This window comes from Candidatus Harpocratesius sp. (assembly GCF_054039255.1).
Window position 1 is genome coordinate 125,503 of record NZ_JBPLBG010000006.1, and the last position, 24,877, is coordinate 150,379.

Annotated in this window: 25 protein-coding genes and 1 tRNA gene; 9 read left to right on the forward strand and 17 right to left on the reverse strand. The window is 30.6% G+C overall.

Annotated features, from left to right (window positions below; translation table 11 throughout):
• Positions 1–201: 201 nt before the first annotated feature.
• Both ACXLDF_RS01070 and ACXLDF_RS01075 read right to left on the reverse strand, forming a co-directional pair.
• Positions 202–828, reverse strand: a complete 627-nt coding sequence (locus tag ACXLDF_RS01070; RefSeq protein ID WP_457556635.1) for a hypothetical protein — start codon at positions 826–828, stop codon at positions 202–204.
• A gap of 129 nt (positions 829–957) precedes the next feature.
• A complete protein-coding gene (locus tag ACXLDF_RS01075) occupies positions 958–1,311 on the reverse strand; it encodes a hypothetical protein (protein ID WP_457556636.1) in 354 nt (117 codons plus the stop codon).
• Between the two features lie 258 nt (positions 1,312–1,569).
• On the opposite strand from ACXLDF_RS01075, the gene ACXLDF_RS01080 reads away from it, so the two are divergent.
• Complete coding sequence (locus ACXLDF_RS01080) at positions 1,570–1,731, forward strand: hypothetical protein (RefSeq protein ID WP_457556637.1); 162 nt, start codon at positions 1,570–1,572, stop codon at positions 1,729–1,731.
• A 52-nt stretch (positions 1,732–1,783) separates the two neighbouring features.
• A tRNA-Ile gene (locus ACXLDF_RS01085) sits at positions 1,784–1,913 on the forward strand.
• A 375-nt stretch (positions 1,914–2,288) separates the two neighbouring features.
• Here ACXLDF_RS01085 and ACXLDF_RS01090 read toward each other — a convergent pair.
• The 9 genes from ACXLDF_RS01090 to mtnP all read right to left on the reverse strand — a co-directional run bounded on the left by ACXLDF_RS01090 (position 2,289) and on the right by mtnP (position 14,733).
• Complete coding sequence (locus tag ACXLDF_RS01090; protein ID WP_457556638.1) at positions 2,289–4,586, reverse strand: right-handed parallel beta-helix repeat-containing protein; 2,298 nt, start codon at positions 4,584–4,586, stop codon at positions 2,289–2,291.
• A 312-nt stretch (positions 4,587–4,898) separates the two neighbouring features.
• Positions 4,899–5,588 carry a DUF47 domain-containing protein gene (locus ACXLDF_RS01095; RefSeq protein ID WP_457556639.1) on the reverse strand — a complete coding sequence of 230 codons (690 nt, stop codon included), beginning with the start codon at positions 5,586–5,588 and terminating at the stop codon, positions 4,899–4,901.
• Between the two features lie 132 nt (positions 5,589–5,720).
• The gene (locus ACXLDF_RS01100; protein ID WP_457556640.1) at positions 5,721–6,962 is read right to left on the reverse strand and encodes an ABC transporter ATP-binding protein; all 1,242 of its coding nucleotides are present in this window, start codon (positions 6,960–6,962) and stop codon (positions 5,721–5,723) included.
• A gap of 31 nt (positions 6,963–6,993) precedes the next feature.
• Positions 6,994–8,136: an ABC transporter ATP-binding protein gene (locus ACXLDF_RS01105; RefSeq protein ID WP_457556641.1), complete on the reverse strand. Its 1,143-nt coding sequence runs from the start codon at positions 8,134–8,136 to the stop codon at positions 6,994–6,996.
• Positions 8,136–9,815 (reverse strand): ABC transporter permease, encoded by a 1,680-nt coding sequence (locus ACXLDF_RS01110; protein ID WP_457556642.1) that lies wholly within the window; start codon positions 9,813–9,815, stop codon positions 8,136–8,138. Before ACXLDF_RS01110 ends, ACXLDF_RS01105 begins: the two co-directional genes overlap by 1 nt.
• An 18-nt stretch (positions 9,816–9,833) precedes the next feature.
• Complete coding sequence (locus ACXLDF_RS01115; RefSeq protein WP_457556643.1) at positions 9,834–11,021, reverse strand: substrate-binding domain-containing protein; 1,188 nt, start codon at positions 11,019–11,021, stop codon at positions 9,834–9,836.
• Between the two features lie 313 nt (positions 11,022–11,334).
• Complete coding sequence (gene ade / locus ACXLDF_RS01120) at positions 11,335–13,122, reverse strand: adenine deaminase (RefSeq protein ID WP_457556644.1); 1,788 nt, start codon at positions 13,120–13,122, stop codon at positions 11,335–11,337.
• A 6-nt stretch (positions 13,123–13,128) separates the two neighbouring features.
• Positions 13,129–13,842 carry a phosphoribosyltransferase gene (locus ACXLDF_RS01125; RefSeq protein WP_457556645.1) on the reverse strand — a complete coding sequence of 238 codons (714 nt, stop codon included), beginning with the start codon at positions 13,840–13,842 and terminating at the stop codon, positions 13,129–13,131.
• Between the two features lie 27 nt (positions 13,843–13,869).
• Positions 13,870–14,733 carry an S-methyl-5'-thioadenosine phosphorylase gene (mtnP, locus tag ACXLDF_RS01130; protein WP_457556646.1) on the reverse strand — a complete coding sequence of 288 codons (864 nt, stop codon included), beginning with the start codon at positions 14,731–14,733 and terminating at the stop codon, positions 13,870–13,872.
• A 161-nt stretch (positions 14,734–14,894) separates the two neighbouring features.
• Here mtnP and ACXLDF_RS01135 point away from each other — a divergent pair, with 161 nt between their 5' ends.
• Positions 14,895–16,193, forward strand: coding sequence for an MBL fold metallo-hydrolase (locus ACXLDF_RS01135; protein WP_457556647.1), 1,299 nt, complete (start codon positions 14,895–14,897; stop codon positions 16,191–16,193).
• A 71-nt stretch (positions 16,194–16,264) separates the two neighbouring features.
• Here the strand turns inward: ACXLDF_RS01135 and ACXLDF_RS01140 are convergent, their stop codons facing one another.
• Positions 16,265–16,969, reverse strand: coding sequence for an NUDIX hydrolase (locus ACXLDF_RS01140; protein ID WP_457556648.1), 705 nt, complete (start codon positions 16,967–16,969; stop codon positions 16,265–16,267).
• Between the two features lie 43 nt (positions 16,970–17,012).
• Between ACXLDF_RS01140 and ACXLDF_RS01145 the strand changes: the two genes are divergently transcribed.
• The gene (locus ACXLDF_RS01145; protein WP_457556649.1) at positions 17,013–17,339 is read left to right on the forward strand and encodes a hypothetical protein; all 327 of its coding nucleotides are present in this window, start codon (positions 17,013–17,015) and stop codon (positions 17,337–17,339) included.
• Between the two features lie 27 nt (positions 17,340–17,366).
• On the opposite strand, the gene ACXLDF_RS01150 is transcribed toward ACXLDF_RS01145, so the two are convergent.
• Together ACXLDF_RS01150 and ACXLDF_RS01155 are read right to left on the reverse strand one after the other, a co-directional pair.
• The gene (locus ACXLDF_RS01150; RefSeq protein WP_457556650.1) at positions 17,367–17,513 is read right to left on the reverse strand and encodes a hypothetical protein; all 147 of its coding nucleotides are present in this window, start codon (positions 17,511–17,513) and stop codon (positions 17,367–17,369) included.
• A gap of 74 nt (positions 17,514–17,587) precedes the next feature.
• Entirely contained in the window at positions 17,588–18,505 is a 918-nt protein-coding gene (locus ACXLDF_RS01155) for a zinc ribbon domain-containing protein (protein ID WP_457556651.1), read from the reverse strand.
• Positions 18,506–18,614: 109 nt separating this feature from the next.
• On the opposite strand from ACXLDF_RS01155, the gene selB reads away from it, so the two are divergent.
• The gene (gene selB / locus ACXLDF_RS01160; RefSeq protein WP_457556652.1) at positions 18,615–20,090 is read left to right on the forward strand and encodes a selenocysteine-specific translation elongation factor; all 1,476 of its coding nucleotides are present in this window, start codon (positions 18,615–18,617) and stop codon (positions 20,088–20,090) included.
• Here the strand turns inward: selB and ACXLDF_RS01165 are convergent.
• The gene (locus ACXLDF_RS01165; RefSeq protein ID WP_457556653.1) at positions 20,087–20,503 is read right to left on the reverse strand and encodes a roadblock/LC7 domain-containing protein; all 417 of its coding nucleotides are present in this window, start codon (positions 20,501–20,503) and stop codon (positions 20,087–20,089) included. The two genes, selB and ACXLDF_RS01165, sit on opposite strands and share 4 nt — an antisense overlap.
• A 128-nt stretch (positions 20,504–20,631) precedes the next feature.
• Between ACXLDF_RS01165 and ACXLDF_RS01170 the strand changes: the two genes are divergently transcribed.
• On the forward strand, positions 20,632–21,546 hold the full coding sequence (locus ACXLDF_RS01170) for a hypothetical protein (RefSeq protein WP_457556654.1): 915 nt from the start codon (positions 20,632–20,634) through the stop codon (positions 21,544–21,546).
• An 11-nt stretch (positions 21,547–21,557) separates the two neighbouring features.
• Positions 21,558–22,046, forward strand: a complete 489-nt coding sequence (locus tag ACXLDF_RS01175; RefSeq protein ID WP_457556655.1) for a DUF4430 domain-containing protein — start codon at positions 21,558–21,560, stop codon at positions 22,044–22,046.
• A gap of 3 nt (positions 22,047–22,049) precedes the next feature.
• Here ACXLDF_RS01175 and ACXLDF_RS01180 read toward each other — a convergent pair whose 3' ends face one another.
• Positions 22,050–23,006: a hypothetical protein gene (locus ACXLDF_RS01180; protein ID WP_457556656.1), complete on the reverse strand. Its 957-nt coding sequence runs from the start codon at positions 23,004–23,006 to the stop codon at positions 22,050–22,052.
• Positions 23,007–23,300: 294 nt separating this feature from the next.
• Between ACXLDF_RS01180 and ACXLDF_RS01185 the strand changes: the two genes are divergently transcribed.
• Positions 23,301–23,549, forward strand: a complete 249-nt coding sequence (locus ACXLDF_RS01185; protein WP_457556657.1) for a hypothetical protein — start codon at positions 23,301–23,303, stop codon at positions 23,547–23,549.
• On the opposite strand, the gene ACXLDF_RS01190 is transcribed toward ACXLDF_RS01185, so the two are convergent.
• A complete protein-coding gene (locus tag ACXLDF_RS01190; RefSeq protein ID WP_457556658.1) occupies positions 23,542–23,949 on the reverse strand; it encodes an HIT family protein in 408 nt (135 codons plus the stop codon). The genes ACXLDF_RS01185 and ACXLDF_RS01190 overlap by 8 nt on opposite strands.
• A 110-nt stretch (positions 23,950–24,059) precedes the next feature.
• On the opposite strand from ACXLDF_RS01190, the gene ACXLDF_RS01195 reads away from it, so the two are divergent.
• Positions 24,060–24,854: a Nif3-like dinuclear metal center hexameric protein gene (locus ACXLDF_RS01195; protein WP_457556659.1), complete on the forward strand. Its 795-nt coding sequence runs from the start codon at positions 24,060–24,062 to the stop codon at positions 24,852–24,854.
• Positions 24,855–24,877: the final 23 nt, after the last annotated feature.

Genomic DNA, 24,877 nt, shown 5'->3' on the forward strand with positions numbered 1-24,877 from the left:
TAGAAGAAACAACACACAATTTTCATTTTTTATCTTAAAATTAGTTAAAATTCGAGATTATTAAGAAAAAAAGAACTAAAATTCTAAATGAAATATCAATGAAAAAAAGCAATACTAAAAATTTTTAGTTAACTTGCAAATTATATAATTATTTTAAAAGTTATTACAAATTCAGACACTTTTTTAATTATTTTAATTATTTCACTTTATTCGATTCAAAACTAAATCTAAAATCATTCGCGCCACATTGTCGTTATATTCTTTAAAACCTTCTTTCTCAATTGCACAAGTTTGGAAATATTCCTTGACAGTAATTCGGCGCTTTTTGAAATATTCTGTGATTTTTTCTTTAATTTCAGCTATTTTGGCTTCTTTTTCATCCTCGCTACCTTCCATCAAATCATATTTGTTCAAACAAATATAAATCGTCTTAGGCATGTATCGAATTAAATCATAAAGCTTAAACTGTTCTTTTAATGGTTGATCTAAGGCAAATAATCCAACTATTTGGCGGGCAATCCGGGAAATTGTGATAATTCCCATACGAATTACTGCTCGATCTCGATCTCCGCCAGGTGCAAACAGTGTATGAGATGTCCCCGTTTTTTCTTCAACAAAAACTACTTTATTTGGGGTGATAGTTTTGGTAAAACCCTCTCCATCTTCAACTTCAATAGCACTTTCGCCTTTAAAATCTTGTTTCTCTATTCGACACTCTACACCGCCCTTGATCTTCCCTATCTTGGCTTTTTCAACATAATCCACAAACATCTGCAAGACCGTTGTTTTACCAACGTTCATCGCACCCATTAATCCCAGAATTGCCATTAGTTATTCCCCATTCTTACTGCTTTACACAGTACGGTTTTTTTATTTATATAGATCAATTATTTCGCTTTGTTTAATATTTTTCCATGCGATGAACACTTGAAAAATAATTAATTATATCTTGATTAATTATGAAATTTCGAATATTTTCTCAAAGGTTTGGCGCACTATGATTAAGTTTTTGCGGATTTTTTGCTCTGACCATAAATTTTCTTCCATACAACATTTAAATTGAGAAAGCAACTTGTTCAATTCGATACTTCGTTGAGTTGGTTTAATTTTTAATAAATTATGAAGAGCAACTCCTTTCTGTTCTTCCCATTTTACAATGGCAGTCAAGCCCATGTCGTTAATAGCAGCGCGACATAGGTTTGATTCTTTGCTTAAGTGCTCAACCATATGCTGAAACGCAATTATTTTCTCTGGACTTGAAGATATAAAGGCGTTAATTTCTCTTAGTTTTAATTTCGAAACATTTTTCATTTCTGTACCATCATTAAGTCACTTCATGCACATAAATGTGTCGGAAACTGTCTTTATAATCAGTCTATATTCAATAAATCTCTTGAGAGTTAAATGGAATGTTGGTCATTTTTTATTTGATAATAACAATATCGAACAAAATATTGCTTCAATTTTTAATTAAACAACTCTATTATATTCATTTTCAATTCATTTACTTTTTATATCTTTTTTTGTCATTCACTTTACTATTTGTTCTATTATCTTAAGTGAAGATTAGTGGCACCATTCATGAATTTCTTTTTCAATATCCCTTCTGTCAATCTTCATGCACCCATCTTTGGGTTTTCTTTTAAAGTTTATGGCACTTCCGCTAGGCCCATGCTCGAATTAGTTACATTTTTATTAAATCCCGTATGTATTTCATTTGTAGTTGTTTAAAACCTTCTTTCGATCTTTCGAAGTGTTTTTACTTATGAAATTTGTATAGATTGGGAGATTAGCTTAGCCTGGTCGAGCGCTGCCCTGATAGCGTCAAGATTTGAAGAGATCGGTATCTAATCTGATTTGAAATCTTGACTTCTGACAGGCAGAGGTCGGGAGTTCGAAGCTCCCATCTCCCACTATTTTCTTCTTTAGGTTACAATTTACCTTCAATAGAATATTTTATCATTAATTTCAAAGATCATTTGGAAAAAGCAATTTTAAAAAACATACTCTTTTTTTCACGCTTTAGAGAAATATCAAATTTTTGAGTAATTTTGGAGGAAAATTTCTCCAGATCTGGAATGTGGAGAATCTTTGTATCAAATTGTGCTTGTTTTGTTGTTGTTTTAAAAATAAATCCTGATGTTTGCAAATTTCACATTTGATTGTCATTTTCAAGAGTTTTAGATATATAATGGATATAAATCTTTCAAAAAAGATGAATTACAGAATGATATACAAAAAATTAAAAAATAGAAAAAAAGCTATTTGGTTTTGAAAAATTTTAAGATTTAGGGTTTTCCAGAATAAGAAGATATTTTTGATTGATGTTGTTTCCTGCGCATTCGAATGATAATCATAACAAATAACGAAATGCTTATAGCTGCACCTGCAATAATCGCCAGAATTTGCCATAATTGTCCAAGATCAAGATCATCATCATTTGAAGGAGGTGTAACTGAATCGGTAGTATCCGTTTGAGAAGTTGTTGTATTTGTATTGGTGGTGTTTGAGCTTGAGTCTGGGTTTGAATTTGTATTGCCTGAGCTTGTGCTGGCAGTGCGATTCCAATAATTCATAAGATCTTCCATTGAAACTTGTGGAAAATAGTTTGGATCGAAATAGCTTTGGTTTAAATTATTGGATATTACAATGGTTTCATTACCAGTATTATAGTAAATCTCCAACCACACAGATTCATTGTTTACATAGCAGTTATTTGCAATTGAAACATTTTCAAAATCTTCAAGGTATATTGGATTTGAAAAATTAACAATCCAATTATTAGTAAAAGTTACGTTGGTGACTTCTGAAAAAGATAGGGGATATGATGAGATATTAGAAAAAACGCAGTTTTGGATAATTAAATTAGTTATATTCCAAAAATTGAGCCCCGAATCGGCTGAATAGAAAAAGGAAGAATTCATTAAAGTCAAATTGAGAATATTTCCTGCTTGCATTAAATAATTAGTTGAATTTGATACCGACACGTTAAAAAAAGCAATATCTATTGAGTCGTAAACTTGTATTCCATTATTTGTGCCCTCAAAAACAGCATCAAGAATAAGAAAATGTTCACAATGTGTGATATATAATTCACCAATTTCCCTTAGTGAAATAATCTTATTAGAAACGCCATAGAAATAGTACATTGGCTTACCATCTCGAGTGTTAGTATCATCGAATATAATATTTGTCGTACTACTGAAATCAAACGTGCAATGAATAAATGTATTAAAATAACCTGAAACATTTTCAGTATTTCGTAGATAAATTCCTGTTAAAACATTACTGAATCGATTATAACGTAATGTAAGGTTAGAGAAGATGAGGGCATATAATCCATAACCACTTTGTTCAGAAAGAGCTTGTATAGTACAATTTAAGATCAGGCTGAGATGGGATTCTTTAATGATAATACCATTAGGGCTTCCTAAAATTGTAGAATTCTGAATAATGAAATTTTCTGAATTATAAATAGAAAATCCGCTATTACTTGATCCATTTGTAAAGCATTGATCAAAAGTAACATTAAATGAATCCACGAGCTGGATTCCGGTATATCCTGTATTTTGCACTTGATAATGTGAAAAAATCGAATTATTGACATTATTAATAATAATCTGTCCAAACAATCCTCCGACTTCATTTAAACCTGTCAAATTTTCGTAATATTTTATAGGTTTTCCATCAATCAAATTATTTTGAGGAATTGAAAAATTACGATTCATTATTCCGAAAAGAATGCCTTGTGAGGAAAAATTGTTCGCATTAATTTGTCCATTATCTGAAGTAGCAATGTATACTGTGTCCATTGGAGATGCTGTAAAATTATTGGAATTAATAACAAAATTTGAATGATCTTCTATTATAATCAACCTACTATTAGAAAAGAGAGAAGATTCTAAAGTATTATTGACTATATTTCCCGCAGTTCCTCCTGAAATGTCAATAATGCTATTTAATTTTTTCCAAAAGATACAATTCTGTATGGAAAATTGATGTGAATTGACAAAAGTTATTCCTTCTCTGCTAGAATAAATAGAACATGATTCAAGAGTTATATTCGTTCCAGATAAGAAATAGAACCCACGTTGGTTATCGAAATTATCTGCAATGGTTTGTTCTATATGAATATTTGAAGTATAGGTTGCGTAAAGCCCATACGAATAAGCAGATAAGGAACTGTTAATTACAGAACAATTTTGCACATTATGTAAGTTAATACCATATACTCCATCAATAATAGTTATATTTTCAACTCTAACATGTGAAACATTATCAAGAAGAAGGCCTGATAGAAGATATGCAGGATAAGTTCTTAACGAAATATTTCTAAGAATTAAATATCGGTCAGTATTTTTTATTGAAAAGCATGATTCTTGTTCGTTAAATGTATCGATCGTGAAGTTACCAATTATATGAGCTGTTTCCCAACTCATTCCTGTTGTTCCATTTCCACTACAAAAAGCATCTAATTCAGCATTACCTGAAATAATGATTTGTGAGTGCTCAGCAGAGGTTTTTATAGTAAGTAATTCTGATTCAACTGATGTATTTCCTAATAAGATTGGGAGATTTCCGGTCATTAAAAAGAGAAATATTCCAATTTGAAATATTCTTGAATACTTTAGTATTTTTTTTTTCATTTATTTCAACAATCCGTTAAATGATCTATGAAATGACATCAACACTTTTCCCTAATATTTTTTTTGGAAGAATTTTTCTAAATTTGAGAATTCTTGAAGAAAATTGAATGAACATCATGCTATAATTAAAATAATAAATGAAACGTACTAATGAAAAGCACTAATGAAAAGAATATAACAAAAATGAAAATAGCAATTTTATTTGAAATTTCGAAAAAGGCAGAAAAAGAGCAAAAATAGGAAGCAATAAAGTTAACCTGTTGTTCGCTTGGCGGTTTTTAAAATTTCAATATAATCACTTACATCCTCTACCTTATCAGAAATAGTTTCCATCATATCAATAAAATTACAGATCTGCAATGCTACAAATGCGTTAAACTCCAAATTTGGAATTTTATTTAAATCTTCATATAATTGGGAATGTGAGACATCTACTTCATGTTCCATGCTTTGAATTTTTTCACAAATTTGGAATGTTTCGCGATCATCCATTGATGGAAGATTTTTAATCAGGTTGTATAAGATTTTAGTTGCTTCTACAGATCGCTGTATGATGTGGGTACATTTCTCAAGTATGGGTATTCCTAGACTGAAAACATGTTCGGAATTTAATCCCATTAAGCGACGCGCGGCTCCATCTGTAGTATTTGCAATTCGATCAATACGCTTTACTAAATGAGATAAGTCTTCCCGCATTTGAGTGGTTAATTCACTTTTAGAGATTTGCACTAAGATTTCCCGACGAATAATATCAGCTTCATTTTCGAGATGATCCACTCGCTTAAATATTTCAGTGGCTAAAGCAACATCTCGTTCATTCACATATATTGAAAAGCCGCGTTCAAATTCTACTACCGTTTCAAGGACTTTTTGCATATGATTGTTCGCCATTTCATAGATATTGGCGCTACTTCGTTTTTGTAAAAATATTTTTAATGACATATGGTTCACCGTGCATAAGATTCGAATTATTCGAAAAATATTATATTATTATTATAGAGATACAAGATAAAAAATTATGATTAATTGCTTTAATAATTTTGATTATTGATTTTACACATTCATTTTTTAGAATTAATTTACTCTTAGGGCAGCTTCTAATTCTGGCTGGGGAATTTGGGGGAAAACTATTACATATTGGCTGGGATAATATATTGTAATTGTTTCACCTACTTGAAAATTATGTACAGCTACTCTTGTAGTAGGAATTTCAATTTTTATCAATTTTTTAGGCGGTTCTAAAGATAATTCATCACAATGATTTTTCATTGAATGAGTTTTATTACCATTTACAAAAGTCTCCAACTGATATGGTGCTAACATTTCAATCCTAAGCCACGCGCCCATGAACTTTACTCGATTTACTTTTCCAACAATACTATTTGTCTTATCTTGACGTCGTTTATGACGTGCTTGAAAGTATTGCGATCTAATCAAAAAAGTGACTTTATCACCGATTTCAAAATGTCTTTCTGTTTTGGCAAATAAAAAGAAACCTTCTTTTGTCTGAATAACAACACGCTGTAAGGGTTTACCTTTAAATCCAATCTTTTCCACCATGCGTACTTCTACTACTTTACCATTGAAATAATTCATTTCAGTTGAGAAAAAATTAGCTACAAACAAATCAATAGGTTCATATAGTATCTCTTGAGGTGTTCCAATCTGACGAATTCTTCCTTGATCTAAAACAACAATCCGATCTCCCATCATTGCTTCTTGCATATCATTCGTGACGTGCACAGTTGTCATTTGTAATTCCTTACTTTTTGCAATCTTGCGGACTTCTCGCCGTAAATTCATTCGAAGTCCAGCATCTAGTGCTTTAAATGGTTCATCTAAAATAAGCAATCCTTTTTGTTCTAAAGCCATTATTGCTCGAGCAAGAGCAATTCGCTGCTGCATTCCTCCAGAACATTCATGAGGAAGGGCAGAGCCGCGACCTTCTAATCTTACTAGTTCTAAAACTGCTTCTCCAATTGCATATGTTTCAGTATGATTTGATTCATGCATATGACGAGCATAACAAATATTATCTAAAACAGTAAGGTGTGGAAAAAGAGCATAAGATTCAAACATCACTCCACAATGTCGTTCATATGGTGGAAAATGTGTTATATCAACACCGTCAAATAGAATTTGACCTTCAGTTGGTTGATAAAGTCCAGATAAAAGACCAACTAAGCTTGTTTTTCCTGCTCCAGTTGGTCCTACAATTGTTATATATTCTTGATCTTCAATAATTAAATTAATATCATGTAAGATTTCAACTTTGTTTTGAATAAATGATACGTGTCTGAGTTCTACTCTAACCATTTTAATCACAGTTTATATAATAGTTTTTCCTCTATTGTAGGTCCATTTCTTTTTGAAGATTTTTTGGATATTTGAATAAACGAACATCTTCCATAAATAATCCTATTTGAATATTATCGCCTTCACAAAATCGATATTTGAAAGTTTCTGGCTTTGAAATTTCGATTTCATCCCCATTATCAATTTCGATAATAAAACGTCGTTCTTTTCCAGTATGGAATTTAGATTTAATTATTGCATCTGTTAAGAAAATGCTTGTCCAATCGGCTTGAGAGTTTTCAAAATCATATTCAAGAGGGAATAAATAAACATCTTCGGGGCGGAAAGCAACAATTATATTTTCATCTAAAGTAAATCTATTGTAATGAGCATTGATTATGAATTTTGGGCCTCCAAGACGGATTTTTACATGATATGCATCTGGATGATCTATGTGAATAACATAACCTTCTAATATATTGATTCCTCCCAAGAAATTTCCTACAAATAATGATGTAGGATACTTATATAATTCATCTGGTGTGTCTTCTTGTAGAAGATGGCCATCTCTCATAATTATAATGCGATCTCCTATTGCCATTGCCTCTTCCTGATTGTGAGTAACTTGAATTGCTGTCAAATGAGCGTCTTTAATTATATTTCTTAATTCCCATCTAAATTCTGCACTTATCTTTGGATCCAATGATCCTAATGGCTCATCCATAATTAAAATTCGTGCTCCGCTGCAAATAGCACGTGCGATTCCTAATCTTTGGAGATCTCCATTTCCCCAGCCGATTGGATATTCGTCAGCACGCTCTAATAATCCAACAATCTCTAATGCACGTTCTCCTTTTTCGATTATATAATCTCGCGAATATCCTTGAACATTAAGTGCATATGTACAATTTTCCCAAACAGTAAGGGGAAAAATATTAAAATTTTGAAAAACAAAAGCAATTCCACGGGATTGAGGTGGTGAATCTGTAACATCGAGACCGTCAATAAAAACTCGCCCTTGTGTGGGTTGGATTAAGCCAGATATTGTACGTAGTAGTGTTGTTTTTCCACAACCGCTTGGACCTAATAAAAAAACAAAATCACCGTCTCGAATGATTAAATTTACATCATTTACAGCTATTACTTTTCCATTGTCAAATATTTTGGTAATATGATCTAAGCGAATTTCGGGCATTACAGTCCTTCCTCCTTGGTGGGTGAAAATAAACGCAGTAGCAACAATAACACTCCACTTAAAATTATAACTAATACACTAGCAAAAGCAGCTGATGAAAAGCTGTTTTCTTCTACCCAATCAACAATTAACACTGGAATGGTACGATCTGCCCCCATAACAATCAAGGTTGCTCCTGTTTCACCTAAGCTGCGCGTAAATGCAGCAATCATACCTGCAATTACTCCGTTTTTTATTGCCGGGAATGTTATTTTTCGAAAAGTAGTTAGACTAACTGCCCCTAATGTAGCACTTGCTTCTTCATGACCAATATTCACCGTGCGAATAGTCGCTGCAATAGGTCTAACAACATAGGGGAAAGTAAAAGTCATATGGACAAAAATAATCATTTCAATACCTGGACTTGCAAAATCTAATCCTGCAGGACCCCAAAAAAGAAATACTGCAAATCCAAGTGCTGCTGAGGGGATTGTTAAAGGGATATCTAAAATTGTATCTAACACTGCATTCATTTTTCCCCATTTTTCCCGAGTCAATATAAAAGCAAATGGTATACCAAATATAACATCAATTATTACAACAAAAAATCCGATTTGAAATGAATTTACTAAACTCGTCCATAGATGCGCCCATTTATTATCTGCTGCAAACAATTCAAGATGGATTTCGTTGATATTAATTTTTGAAATAATGTAGAATGAGGGGATTAAAATAAAAATAATCATTAAAATCCCAGCAAATACTTTCAAGCCAATTGTAAATGGTTTACGAGAAAATGAATATTCAATATCATAATGAATTTGCCAGAATTTTTTAGTAGAAACATTTCTCCGAGCTAATAGCTTGACGATAATCAGCAAGACCAAAGAAATTCCAATTAGAATTAATGAAAGGAAAGAAGCACTGGGAAGTTGTAACTGTTTCCTAAGGCTAACAACCACTATAGGTGCAGTTTCAATTAATCCAGAACAGATCATTGTTGCACCCGTTTCTCCCAAACTGCGAGTAAATGCAAGAATTGCACCCGCAATTAAACCTTCTTTTATCAATGGAAACGATATTGTCCGAAATACTGTAATTTTTGGTGCAGATAATGTCATTGCTGCTTTTTCTAATAAAGGATCAACTTTTTCAATTGCCAACTTCAGATTTCTGACAATATAGGGGAATGTAAATGCGACATGAACGAAAATAACTAAAATTATCCCAGGATTAACTCCAAAAATTCTCCAAAACAGTAAAACCGAGAATCCTAAAGCACTCGTAGGGACTGCCATTGGCAAATCTACTAATGTATCTAGAATTTTTTTTCCACGAAAATTATTTCTTGTAAGTAATACTGCAATTGGAAATCCAATTATTATATCTACTCCAACAGCTAAGAATGCAGTTGAGAATGAATTCCATAAAGCGGTTTTCATTATTTGCCATTGTAGATTCCCTAATAATTCATCAAAAAATAATCGAGATCGAATTTCACGAATATTATCGATCACATTGGAAATTATATTTATAATTGGGGCAGCGATAACCAAAATAAAGAAACTAATAACGATAATCTCTAATATTATGCGATAAATTGGTTTAGAAAGTTCTTTTTCAACTAATAATAATATTGATCTACGCTTGATATTCTTGTTTCTTACTTTTGATATAGAAGTATTTAGTTTTGGGGTCATTTTATTGGCTCCGAAATATTAAGTACGATTTCTTGTCTTTAACCACAAATCAGGAATACGTGCAATAACATTTCCATCTGTAGGGGGAAAAGACTCAATTATTTGAGAAGGATCAGGCGTTACTCCATTCATCCAATTAAATGAAGCATTATAGATTGATGAAATCTCAGGATCATTTAACCAAGTAGTATTAATTGGACGAAATCCTACTTTGATAGCTCGTTCAATCAGAGATTTCTGTTGTAGGAATCTTAAATACTCTTGAGCCACCATTTTTTGATCATCACTAACCCAATCTGCATTTAGAATACAAAATGGATGATCAGAAAACAGAGCGCCTTCTTCGGGATATATTGAGATTAATTTCTGATTCCACTTTTCCATGGCTTTAATCGCATTGTCTTTAATTAAATTCTCATATAAAATGGCAACTTGTAATTCATCAGGTCCTTGAGTTAACATATATGTACCTAAAAATCCAGTGGATTTCCCATATAATACGGCTGCACTTTCAATTTCTGTCATCCATTTTGCTACAGATTCATCATAAATCTCTTCTAAGGTAATATTTTCAGGATTCATTCCTAAAAAAGCACTAACCATCATGATTGTAGCCATAAAACCACTATTTGAACTAGTTGGATCTGTGTGAGCTAAATGAACTAATCCTGGATTGGAAACAATCAAATCATGTAAATCATTTAATCCATTGAGATGATGTGTGGTGTAAAAGTTCTCCCATGTTGCAATAACAACAGGAGAATAGATAATTCTGGTATAATTAGGAACTAAAGGAATATCTTTTTTTGTATAATCGTTCCATTTTGCATTTAATAATGGAATCCAAAGATTGGAGGCAGGGGACCATATAACTGGTTTTATTTCCCCATTTAATAATGCGATGAGGGAATCTCCAGAACCATAGGGTTGAAAATCTAAAGCAATATCTTTAAGGGACGGATCTTTTTGTTGACGAGCTGCCCAATATTGCATGAAAAGTTCAGAAGACTGAGATATCCAGGAAGATTTTTCACTAGAATAACTCATTGATAAAACAATTACATCTCTTTCATTCTCTTCAAAAATAATTTTGCCCATTATCACTCCAGCAAAGAAACCAAAGAGAATCCAGATTAGGATTGTTGAAGGAAGAATTTTTCGATGTAAATAGTTTTTTGTTCCAAAAGATGGTTTTTTTCTTGCCATTGCATTCTCATCCTATTATTGAATGAATATAATTATTTATATAGGCAAATCCCAAACCGAAAATAAATCCAAAAAAGAAAATCAAGAATATTTTAATCCGAAATAAATTCATTTCTTTATATTGGTTCACAAATATATAAATTCATGAGTCAATCTAAAAATTATGAATATTATTCATATGGAAGCACATGAAAATGATATTGTTCATCTTATCCTTTAGAGCAATTTTGAAATAAAATAATGATTTAAGAGAAAAAGAAAAGATATAAAGTGATTAATTAATAGACAAAAAAAGAAAAAATGTTAAAATAAATTATTCAATGACTAAGTCAATTGGACAAAATTTCTCCACATCTATAAGCCCAATATCGCTGATTTTAAGAGAAGGAATAACTGGTAAAGCCATAAAACTTAGGGTCATAAAAATATTTTGTTCCATAACACCCATTGTTTTGACTGTATTTTTAATATTCTCATATTTTGAAACAATTTCTTGAAGTGATTCTGTGGACATGAGTCCACCAATTTGTAAAGGGAGATAAGTATATTTTCCTTGATATAAAATTGCCATTCCTCCTCCTTTTTCTCGTAAAAAATTACCTAGATCTGCCATTTCTTGATCTGATGCACCAACTATTATCAAATTATGGCTATCATGTGCGACAGTTGAAGCAAATGCACCTTTGTAAAATCCTAAACCATGAATAAACCCTATAGATTTATTACCTGTATAATGATGTCGTTCAATTACAGCAATTTTCAATATATCTTGATTAAAATCTCTTTTAATAATTTTTGATGTTCCTTCACTTGAAATAGGGAGATTTTTGATTAGTTTTTCAGTAACCAAACTAATAGGGGTGATTCCAATCACATTTACTTTTGCTACCTTGTTTTTTCCTGTATATTTAACAGTAAAATCTGAGGCGGTCAATTTTTCTTTTATTTTCATGCTTTTCAGAAGAATTCCATAGTCATAATCAAGATTGAAAGTGGGTGGTTTAGATTTTTGATAAACAATTTTTCCATGATGGTATACAGAATGGATTTTTAACAGTTCTAAATTATCAAGAACGACAATATTAGCACTAAATCCTGGTTTCAATTGCCCAATAGGGGGACGATTAGTCAATTTTAAAAATTTTTGAATGTAATTCCCAGAAGTATAAGTCGCCAGTCGAATTGCTTTAATCATTGCACTCTCATGGGTATCTGTTCCGATTTCTTTGAATATTTCAGCAGAACGACGAATTATTCTATCAATATGTCCGAGATGAAATAAATCACTGGGAGAAAGATCATCTGAGCATAAAGAACATTTATCAAGATTAATTTTTTGCTTTATTAATTCTGGAAGAATTTTGTCAAGATCCTTTGTAGCACTACCATATCGAAGAGCGATATTCATACCAATAGATAGTTTCTCAATTACTTCAGAGGCTGAAGTAGATTCATGATCATTCATGATACGATTTTTACCATCATTATAGCCATTTGAAGTATATATTTTTAAATCGTCGCCAAGAACTCCTGGACAATGACCATCTACAATCTTTCCTGAATTAAATACAACATCAACCTTTTCACGAGCATCACCGATATTATTAATTATTCCAGGAAAATTCATCATTTCTCCAAGACCGTAAACTAAATCGTTTGAAATTAGCTCTTTTATATCTTCTATGGATATTGTTGCACCAGAATGTTCCATATGGGTTGCAGGAACACATGAAGGAATTCCTATATACATATCTAAAGGTACTTTTTGCGCTTGATCAATCCAAATCTCTAAAGCAGATTTTCCAGATATATTTGCTATTTCATGCGGATCGACTAATATTGTGGTTGTTCCGTGTTGTACTGCTACAGAACAAAATTGTAATGGAGGCATCATACTACTTTCAATATGTATATGACTTTCGATAAAACCAGGTACTAAGTATTTTCCTTGCAAATCTACAGATAGATGAATTGATGGAATATCTGACTTTTTAGGATTTATTGATTTAATAATATCTTCTTCGATTAAAATAGAACCTTTTAAAATTTTCATAGATTCGACATCAATAATTTTACAGTTTTTTAATAAGATATTTTTCATTATAATTCACTTCCTGAGATAATACTCTTCATTTACAGCAATAATAAAAGGTAGATGACGAAAATCATCTCCTGAATCTATTCCATATCCTGCAACCCAGACATCAGGGACTGTAAATCCAATGTAATCAATTTTAAGATTTGATCGCAGATTTTGGACTTCAGTAGTTGGTTTTTCCAAGTTTTTATATAAAAGGGTACAAATTTTTACTGATGCTACTTTTTTCTTTTCTAGTAAAAATTTTTCCAATTCAGATAAAGTAAAGCCTTGATCGATAATATCCTCGATGATAATTATATGTTCTCCAGAAAGATCCCCACAATCCAATTGGATGTCTACATCTCGAATTGTTTCACCCTCTTTTTTAATCTCTTTCCGATAGGTTGATAATTTCATGATAAAATATTGAATCTCTTGACCGCTTTGACGATATATTTCCCGACCCAAGTCTGCGGCGAACATAAAGGCTCCAGTAAGAACTATTAAAAAATTATATTTTTTATTCTCCTTATTGTCTTCAATAATTTCAACGGCTAATTTTCGAATGCGATTTTTAATTACATCTGCAGGGATTAGTAAATTTCTGCATCGTTCATCGTGATTTAATCTGTTGGATAAAAAATATTCAAAAGCTTTGGGATTTAGATGATCTATTACGCCATCTAAAGGAACCTCAATAGGTTTTTCATAATCTGGTAATGTTAATATTTTTGGTGCCATAGCTGCTTTTCATTCCTTCTTTTTTAATTATAGAATTGCACCGTCTCTAGCATGAGCGCATTCACAATGATGTTCTTCTGGAATTTGAGGAAGTGCAAGTTCAATTAATTTACGAAGGTTTTCAGCGTTTTTTTCCATTGTTCCTAATATTTCTTCGACGCTAACCGCAAGAGGTTTGATATTTTGACCACATTTTGGACAAGAATCTCCATACATAACAATTCCACAATTGGGACATTCACATGCCCAAACATCCAAATCAGTAACTGTTGCAATTGATGAATAGCACATATTTAGCTCTGCGGCTAATACTACCTCAGGATAAACAGTCATTCCTACAACATCACCCCCCCATTTTGCATACATTCGAGATTCTGCACGGGTTGAAAAGCGAGGGCCGTTAATACATACATATGTGCCACCATTTTGAATGTCTAACCCTAATTCTTTTCCTGTTTTGAAAAATATATCATTCAATTCAGGACAGAAAGGATCTGCTTGTCCAATATGACAGACTTCTCCGCCATCGTAAAAAGTATCTTTTCGACTTTTTGTGCGATCAATATATTGATCAATGATCACAAAGACTCCTTTATCTGTTTTTGCTGTTAGTCCCCCTACAGCACATGGAGAAAAGATTCTTTTTACTCCAACTTCCTTCATCGCCCAAATATTTGCGCGATAATTTAATTGATGAGGTGGAATCTGATGATTTGGGCCATGTCGAGATAAAAATGCTACTTTTTTTCCATTAAAGGTGCCAATGGTAATTAAATCTGATGGTGCACCATAAGGGGTGTAAATTTTATATTTTTTTGCATTTTCTAGCGGGATATCCGCCCCAGTTCCACCAATTATTCCAATTTCGATGTCATGCTTATTATAACTCATTTTTTCAGCAACCTTTTCTTATAAATATGAGATCTTACTTAATATTTAAGTGATAATGCTAATTAATGATTCTATATATTTCATCATCTTATTAATATAGGGAAAAATCCATAAAGTACGGCACATTATTATTTAGTATTACTAATCTATGGATAAATAAAATGGTAAAATTACGTTTTCTTGGAGCTTGTAGAGAAGTAGGGCGAAGTGGAATTCTGATCGAATCTGAAGAATCAGGAGACAGAATTCTTCTTGATTATGGGATTAAATCTGATCATACTACAATCTTTCCAGAGCATGTGAGCGGTCGTGATTTAAGTGCTATCGTTCTTTCCCACTCACATATTGATCATTGTGGGGGAATTCCTCTCTTTTATATTTCTGGCTCTGTTCCTCTTTATTGTACAGAATTAACATATAAGGTTTCAGAAATTCTACTTAATGATATGCTCCGAATAAATCAACAATATCTTCCTTTTGGAAAAAGAGAAATTAAAAAAATGCATCAATATGTTCAATACCTATCTTATAAAAAACGAAAAAAAATTGGAAAAAATTCATGGATAACTCTCTATAATGCTGGACATATCCCTGGTTCTGCAATGATTTTAGTTGAGATGGATGGAAAAAGTATATTATATACTGGTGATTTTAATTTAATTCAGACACAATTATTAAATCCAGTTAATCCATCTGAAATCCCTTCAATTGATGCCCTTATAATTGAAACAACATATGGTTTAACTTCACATCCACCTCGTGTTGATACTGAAAATAAATTAATATCAAAAGTAAATGAAGTTATCACTAACGGTGGAATTGCTTTAATTCCTGCATTTGGTGTCGCACGAAGTCAAGAAATTCTAATGGTGTTAAACAAACAAAATCATGTTGATTATAATATTACAGTAGATGGTATGGCAAGAGCTATTATTTCTCAATATTCTAATTACCCTTCAATGTTTAGAAATTTTGAAGAATTAATACAAGCTTTTGAAAACGCTCATATTATAAATCAATACCGGAAAAAAATCGAACGATCAAATGCTGCAAGTCGTTCTGGAGTAATTGTTGCACCATCTGGGATGTTAAAAGGTGGAACTGCAAGATATTATGCTGAAAATATAATTAATGATCCTAAAAATGCAATTTTCTTGGTTTCATACCAAGTTGAAAACACTCCTGGTCAAATTCTTTTAGACACTAATAAATATCAATTAAATAAGCATGAAAATATGATTGATATTGCAGCTAAAGTATATCATTTAGATTTTAGTTCTCATTCAGGACAAACTGAATTGTTGCAATTTATTGATGGAATCAAATTTATAAACCAAAACCAGAGAGATGTATTTTGTGTGCATGGGGACGAAGAGACTCTATTAGGATTTGCAAAAGAAGTGGAAAATCATGGATGCAATGTTTATTGTCCCTATATAAATCAGAAATATTCCCTTTAACTGTAAATTACAAAAAAAATGATTATTCATAATTGATCACATTTTTTTTTAATTTAATGATACTTATTTGTTTAAAAATTACCTTTTTGTCTATTTGAATTAATAAATTCCTGTATTTCTGATAATTTAGGGCGTCCATAATGGGTTGAATATTTCTGCTGATTTATAGTAATTTTTAAGAAATTTGCTAGTATATGCGCAGAAGCCCCCCAAATATTATATTCACGACCTGAATTCTGATCTTGAAAATTAAAACTTAAAACATAATATTCTTTTCCATTATGGGTTTTAAAAGGAATTTCATCAAATTTTGGGAGGTGAATTAAGAATTTTAGAGGTATATTGACAATTTCATCTACTTCATTATGGTTTAAAACAAAATCTCCCTTTTGAACATTCTTTTTTATAAAACCGACAAAGGGGTATATGTTATAGCCAGTTAAAGTGGGAAGGTTATCAATTTTGCCCCATATTTCAATGTTTTTTGGAGAGATTCCGATTTCTTCTTGAGTCTCTCGTAATGCAGTTTCTAGAAAATTAAGATCTTTTTTTTTATCAAATTTTCCCCCTGGAAAGCTCATTTCACCATTATGGTGGTGTAATCGCTTAGATCTTGCAGTCATGATGAGAAATAGATCTTCTTTTTTCTTAAATACTAAAATTAATACAGCAGCAGGAGTTAAATATGGGAATTCCATACTGTTTGCTTTATACTTTTGAATTTGATTTTTAATTCTCAAAATTAAATCAGAAGTGTCTGAAAAATTTTTACTCATCAACTATAATAGGTGTTTTTGCTTTATTACCATGTGGAAAATTATGCCGAAACAAAATCCTAAGCATCGAAAACCCATCACAGATCTTCCTAAAATGGGAATAAAGAAATCCACTGGCACTTGTGGAGTAGATAAATGTAGCAATCAGATAAAGCAGCATGTTGCGAAAGCTAATATTGATAAATACTCTTCTCAATTGAAATGGGAATTGAAAGGGAGTGTAAAGAAGACTCGAAAAATTGGATTATGCAAAGAACACTATAAACAATACCGTAAGATTCAGAAGAAAGAAGAAAAATTTACTCGACCACGTGATTTCGGCCTAGAAAAAAAGCCTTCTAAATATAAATCTAATGTTTTTCTTGAATAATCGAATTTTTTATTTTTTTCTGCTTTATTATCCAAACACTGGAAAAATAAATCCATTTGCGGCCATTTCTTCAAAATATTTTGATATTAATGATACTTGACCGTTTCGTAAACCAATCGCAATGAAGGTTGTAACAATCAACAATGCAATGATACTCATACCAATTTTACGCATATCAATCCTATTTGTTTACGAAGATTTATATTTTTTATTTAGCGATTCTTGAAAAATAATAAAAAAAATGATTTTTAAATCCAACGTGACTTTCGGGGTTGAGCATAATTGTTTAAAATTTTAAGTCTATCCTCTTTTTTTTCAAGATCTTTTTCAATTTTCTTTTTTTGTTCATTATATTCGTTTTCATCAATCTCTCTTGCTTTGAATCGAGCTTGAATCATTTGAAGTTTATTACGGAGCCTTTTTTTCTCAGCTTTCTCTTTGGAAATCCAAATAATTACATTATCCCTTAATTGTTGCAATTCTTCTTCACATTTTCGATATTCTGAAGAATATTCCAGTTTAAGTTGCTCATAGATCTCTTTTTTTACTTTTCGTCGTTTATACTGTCGTTTTAATTCAATTAATTGTTCTCGTTGAATTTCCATTTGATCTTCCAATTCATCCATTCGAAATTGTCCTTTTGGTCCTAATTTTTGACGGATTTCTTCTTCTTTACTCAATAATTCCTCTTTGATTGATTTAAATGCTTGAAATTTCGCATTCATCTTTTTTGCATAATCTATATCATTTTCAAATCGAAATGAATCCAGTTCTTCCTTCAAATCTTGGAGTTTTATTTTAAGTTTTTTCTTTTTACTTTCAATAACTGCCAATTCCATTTTAGCTTCAAGTTGTTCTATAATATTTTGTGGTAAATCGATTTTTGTCTGAAAATTTTCTGTTTTAGCTTTATTTTGATCTTTTTCTCCAATTTTAGATATATCTTTTACTTGAAACTCTGAGAGATTGGAAGATGAAATCGATCTTTTAATTGCCTTGCTCTTGGAAGAGTCAAGATCTTTTTCTAGTTCATCGCGCTCTTCAGCAGTATATTTTATTTTCGGCTCAGATTTTTGAACTTTTGAACCACAAAAGATACAGAATTTATCTGTATTCCTTATCATACGGCCACAAAATGGACATTGAATTTCTTGATATTTCGCCAATATTCTTTCCACCAATTATACTAAATTAATTTCTCAATGTGAGCTAATAGGTGATTGAATATTTAATATTTTTAGGAACCGATAATTATGTAAGTGGATACTGAAAAAAATGAGTATACCTAACAAAAATTTAATTCCAATTCATATAGGATTAATGGGTCATATTGATGCTGGTAAAACCGCAATTGCTCGTTGTTTTACAGAAATTATTTCAACTGCTGGACTGGATAAGCATTCTCAATCACAAGTGAGAGGGATCACAATTGATTTAGGATTTACTTTTTTTCAATTAGAAAAATACATGATTACTCTAGTAGATGCTCCAGGTCATGCTGATTTAATTAGAAGTGTTGTGAGTGCTGCAAAAATTATCGATATGGCGATACTTGTGATAGATGCCAATAAAGGGCCCCAAGTGCAGACAGGAGAACACTTATTAATTCTTGATATGTTGAGGATTCCACATGTATTTGTTTTGATAAATAAAATTGATCAAATTAATCAGGCAAGATTTGCTGAATTAGAAGAAAAAGTACTAAAAATTTTTCAAAAAACTCGATATCATAATAAAATTTCCGTTTTTCCTGTATCTGCAAAGCAAAATAGAGGTTTTGAAGCAGTAAAGGATTATCTTTTAGAATATTTACATCAAAACCCCATTTTTCGAGACAATTCACCTCCTTTTAAATTTCTATTTGATCATCATTTTTACATTAAAGGAAAAGGAACAATTTTAACAGGAACTGTAATTACTGGTTCACGAAAAGTTGGTGAAGACATAACAATTTTACCTTCAAATCAAACGTATAGAATTAAATCGATACAAAAATGGAAAACTCCAGTAAATGAAATTAAAGCGGGAGATCGATGTGGAATTGCCGTTAAAGGGTTAAATCCTGATTCAGTTCATAGAGGTGCCATCGCTGTTGATGATATTAGTCATTTTATTTGTACTAGAATTATATTAGTTGATGTTCTTATTAATGATTTCTTTATTCAGATATGCAGATTTGGTCAACATTTGACAATTGTTCATAATATGAGAGTTCATAATGCTAAAATTTATCCAGTTGCTCAAATTCGTACAGAAGATTCTGTGTTATTAAAATATCTCCCACACTCTGCAGAAAAAAAACACTTTCAAGCAATAATTTGGTTTGAAAATGAAGCCTTTTTTCAAGAAAATGATAAACTTTTATTGATGAGGATGGACCTTCCTCCTAAACAACTTCGAATCGTTGGAGTTGCTGAATTTCATTTAAGTCTTAATCCGCCAATTGAACTTTTCAGAGAAAAAATAAAAATTGGAAAAGTAATAAAACCAGATTATTCATTGAATAGTGTTATTGTATCTGGATTAGCACAATCTCTAATTGGTGCTCAAACAATTATAAATCACAAACTTGAATATCCTTTTATTAAAATAAAGGCACCATTTGGGACAAAAGGTTATGTTGAAGTTACCTATGATTCTAATTACTTCTCCCAAACATCAAATAAAGAAGAAAATTTAACTGAATTACCTGTTATGTTAAAGATATTAAAACCTTTTAATCTTGATTTCAAGAAATCCTATCGTTTTTAATAATTTGCTTCACCAATAGCAATATTACTTAATAATTCTGTTAATTTTGTATAATATTTGCTTAATCTATGAAAATAGTAACCTAATTTAGAAATACGCTTACTATGAGACAATAACATAAATTTACTATCATCTGAAGTAGTTATTATTGTATAACCATCTTCACCAGTAATGACAATTTGACTTAATTTTCCATACCTTAAACCTTCAGAAACTTTAGATGCTAAGGAAACTAATGTCGCTGGGGATGCAGAATGTTGATCGACATCTGTTCGTGCATGAGTAGAACTTGCAATCCGTAAACCTGTTTTTGTAACTAAAGCAGTCCCTTCTAAATCCGTAGAACTTTCTAACGCCTCAAGCATACGATGAAGATCAATTTGTAAATCTTTATCCAGATCAATTTCCGACATCTATAATCCACTAGGTTAATTCATACTTTAATTATTTTTCCCTACAAAAAAATTTTGATCTTTTCTTAAATAATATAGGATAAGTTACCCAATATTTTTAAATGATCTTTATCAAAAGATCTTGAATAATGAAGAACATGCATAAATTTGGCTATATTTTTCTAATTTGTTTAGTAATGATGAACGTTGTTCATCAATTACCAGCATCGTTGGCCATTGATAAAGAAAACAATCTAAGAGTAGAGGATGTGGAATATAATTTTAGTTATATCATTACTTCATCAAATGGTGAAGTCTATTTTTACCCATTTGGTATGGTTTCTACTCAAGTAGGTGGTAAAATTCGGTTAGATTTTACTGGATTCTACAATGAGTGGGGAACAGAACAACCATTTTATAATGTGAGTTTTTATTATAGTGATGGTCGTTTGAATTCAACAGTTGCGAATGTTTCACAATCTACTATCGGAATGAATTTAATCTTGGGTTTTGGTGGATTTTCTCCCAATATTTTAAGTGATACGGATTGGGATGCTCAAGATAATTTAGCGCTTTCTGTTGCTAATGCACCTTCAAGCGCACCATGGCCTGGATTAAATGGAACTTTAAACATTACTTCTGAATATGGAAGACATGTTTATGAATATCAACAGAATCCTGCAAATGGAACACAAGAAACTCGATTGGTTTATGAAGAGTCTTCTGGTTTACTATATGAATTTTCATCTAAATTTGCAAATTATTCTCTTGATGGAATTCTTTATTTTGAGTCTCAACCTCCATATTTAAATTCCCATCTAAATTTGCAAATAAATACTACATCTGACGATAATAATACTACAGATGATACAACTACAGATGATACAACTACAGATGATTCAACTTCAGATGATACAACTTCAGATGATACAACTTCAGATAATGATGATATTGATCAAGAAAAACCTTATGGAATCCCTTCATTCTCAACTACAGGAATTTTTATAATCGCATTATTTACTATTATAATGCTAAAAAAACAAGCCGTTAATAAGAAAGATTAAGGGATATCTTTATGGATTCAAAAGGAAAATCTAAAAATATAAGAAATATATTAATTTTAAGTTTTTTTTTCTTTATTGTCATCAGTCTTTCATTTATTCTTCCATCTATTTTACAAAAGGATGAGAATATCGAAGAAAAATCTGAAGATTCAATTATTAAATATGATCCTTTACTACATTTTCGAAATATTAGTCTTACAGTTGATTTTAATAATGGGACTATTGATATTCATAAGAATATAACTATTTGGAAAAACTCCAGCACTGTTTATGATTTACTAACTCTATTTTATAAAGTAGGTTATGATAGTTATTCATTTGGGATTATAATAACCTCAATTGAAGGAAAAAAAAATGATGTGAATACAAATACATTTTGGTTTTTCTGGGTAAATGAAGAATATTCAATGTTAGGGGCTTCTTCAGTTTATTTAAATGATTCTGATTCTGTTTTTTGGGCGTATAGAAATGCAAATGAAGTTCAAGATTTCAAATTTTAGAAATTAATCCTGATTAATTTTGTTTTTAAATTGAACAAGTATATCAGGATATTGATATCCACAAATACAGCGAGTAGAAAATGGATCAGTATCAATTTGACATTCAGGACAAAATTTTTTATTACATTTTACACAAAATGTTCCGAAACTAAATTTGTTTTTGCATTTGGGACAAAAATTAAAATTATTTTCTAAGGAACTAAAGGATTTTTTAGGTTTTACTGCTGGTTCTTTTGATTCAATTATTTTTGCCTTTTTAATTAGCTCCTTTTCTGCATTTTCACCTAATTTTCCTTTTTCATCTTGCAAATATAGAGGAATAGGTGCTTCAAAGTTTAAATTTGCTTGATTTATCCAATTTTGCAATTTATTTATTCTTTTTTGGTGTAAAATCTGAAAATCTTGATAAAGTGCTTCAGAAATAAATTTATTTGGTTGTTTGTCTTTAATTACCGCTTTAAATTTATTAGACCCAATGATTTTCTCCCATTTTGGATCGAAGAATCTATTTGGCAGATAGACTATGCTGAATAAAATAAAGATATAAAGAATTGTAAAAAGAATAAATATTATTGCACTCCATTTTAATATTATTGAGTAGTTAAGAAATAGTATTGTACTGAGAAAGAAGAGTAAGGGTCCTAAGAAAATAAAGGCTCTAGTGCTTTTTAGGCTTTTTTGAGCAAAAGGCTCCAAATTTAAGAAACAATATACGCAAAGTAAATTAGATCTGCATTCTTTACATGTGGGAAGACCGCAATGAATGCATTTATTTATAATTTGCAAAGGTGAAATTGGATTTCCACAAATTTTGCAAAAAACTATGTCCTCATTTATTATTTTTGAGTTTAAATTTTCAAGATTTTTTTGTTGAATTTCATTTTCTGTCTGAGAATAGATTGATTCCCACATTTTTTCTTCAGTTTTTTCTTTTAGAAAATTTTTTTTTTTTTCAACCATTTTTGCCCAATTCAAATCTTACATGATTCCTTAAAAAAGTTGCATCCAGAAAAACAATGGAAAAAATTTTTTACTTTCACTCACCTCTCTTGATTATTAATATATCCTATTTTCACTGATCTGAAATGGTTCTTTTCTAGGACGAAAAAAAATAAAATGAAATCATTTACATAATGATTAATGAAATCAAAGTTATAGTTACACCGAGATTAGACCACAGAAATTCAAGAAATAGGATTTTTCTTTTTAATTTTTTACAAAAATTCAATAAACTCATGAGGTGTTCCTTTATTTTTGTCGGAAAATAATCTTTTAAATATGATTTTTTATGGAGATCATTTTATTGAAATCAGCGGGTATATAGAATCAATCGGAAATAATTTTATTAAAATTCGAATTGAAAATTCTAAAAGATACATTTTTATCCCTATTTTTTTCCTAAAAAATAATGAGGTAATAAAAGTAGGTGATTTCAATAAGATTTTTGTGCCTGAATGGTTTGTTCGTAAACAAAGAATTAAAAAATTAGGAAAAATTACGTAAAAAACTGGAAAATTGCATCTAATTTATCAGAAGATGCTTGAATAGGATCTTTCTTGAAATGGGGGAAATTATCATTTTCATATCTTGGAACAATATGAAAATGTGCATGAGGAACAATTTGCCCTGCAACTTCAAAGTTATTTTGGATTAAATTGAAACCTTTTACCTTAAGTTTTTCCATAATAAGTTTAGAAACCTTTTGAATATCCTCAAAAAAACCACCCATTATATCTTTTGGCATATCTATTAAGTTGTAGAAGTGTTTTTTAGGAATAACAACTGTATGTCCTCTTGTAGCAGGGGCTATATCCAATATTGCTACAGAAAAATTTGATTCATATATAATTCTTGCAGGAATTTCTTTTTTAACAATTTTACAAAAAATACAATCTGTTTCCATCAATAAATCACCACGTATTATCAATTAAATACCATTTTATTACCTTTTAAATTTTATAATAATCATTCAAGGTGTCATATTTTATGAGTATTTTAATATAAAGAAAATTAATGTTTTTCAATCAAATTGAGACTGTATTAAAAAAGAATTTTCCATTTGATTGGACTTTTAATAATTCTCATGCACATTTCGTATTTGGGCAAAAAAACAGTAATAAAGTCTATCGCACTTTGGGAATCTCGCTTTATCCATCAAAAGATATTCTTTTATCAGCGAAAAAAAGAAATATTCACCTTTTAATTACATATTTTTCTCCTTTTCTTAATCCAATTCAGAAAATTAGTGATTCTTATATATTACTTGTAAAAATTATGACATTAGCAGATATTTCAGTTTTTGTAATAGGTGATCTTATTAATTACATTGAAGGTGGAGTATTAGATTTAATTATTCGAAATGCTTCATTAAATAGGGTAAAGAATATTTATCTTGATGGAGATACTACCGCAATTCCAATAGGTAGAAAGTGCACTACTCTACAGGAAAAGACTAATTTAAAAATTATTACTCAAAACTTAAAAAAAAATTTTAAAGTTAAAAATATCAGTCTTTGGGGAGATCCTCTCACATTTGTGAGGAACATTGGTATTTTTGAGCCTAAATCTTTAGAAAAACTTGATATAGATCTCTTATCATTAGAACAAATTGATTTAGTAATCTCATATGATCTACCATTAAATTTGATTTGGAGATACTTTAATATTGGAGTTAATGTAATAAATTTAAATAGTTATTATTGTTTGTCAAATGCTCTTCAAAATTTTCATAAGCAGCTTAATTTATTGTTACCTCGCATTAAAATCGAATTTTTATCTCCAAAATTTGGAAATTTAGTAATCGAATAATAAATTCTTTCTTTATGTCTCAA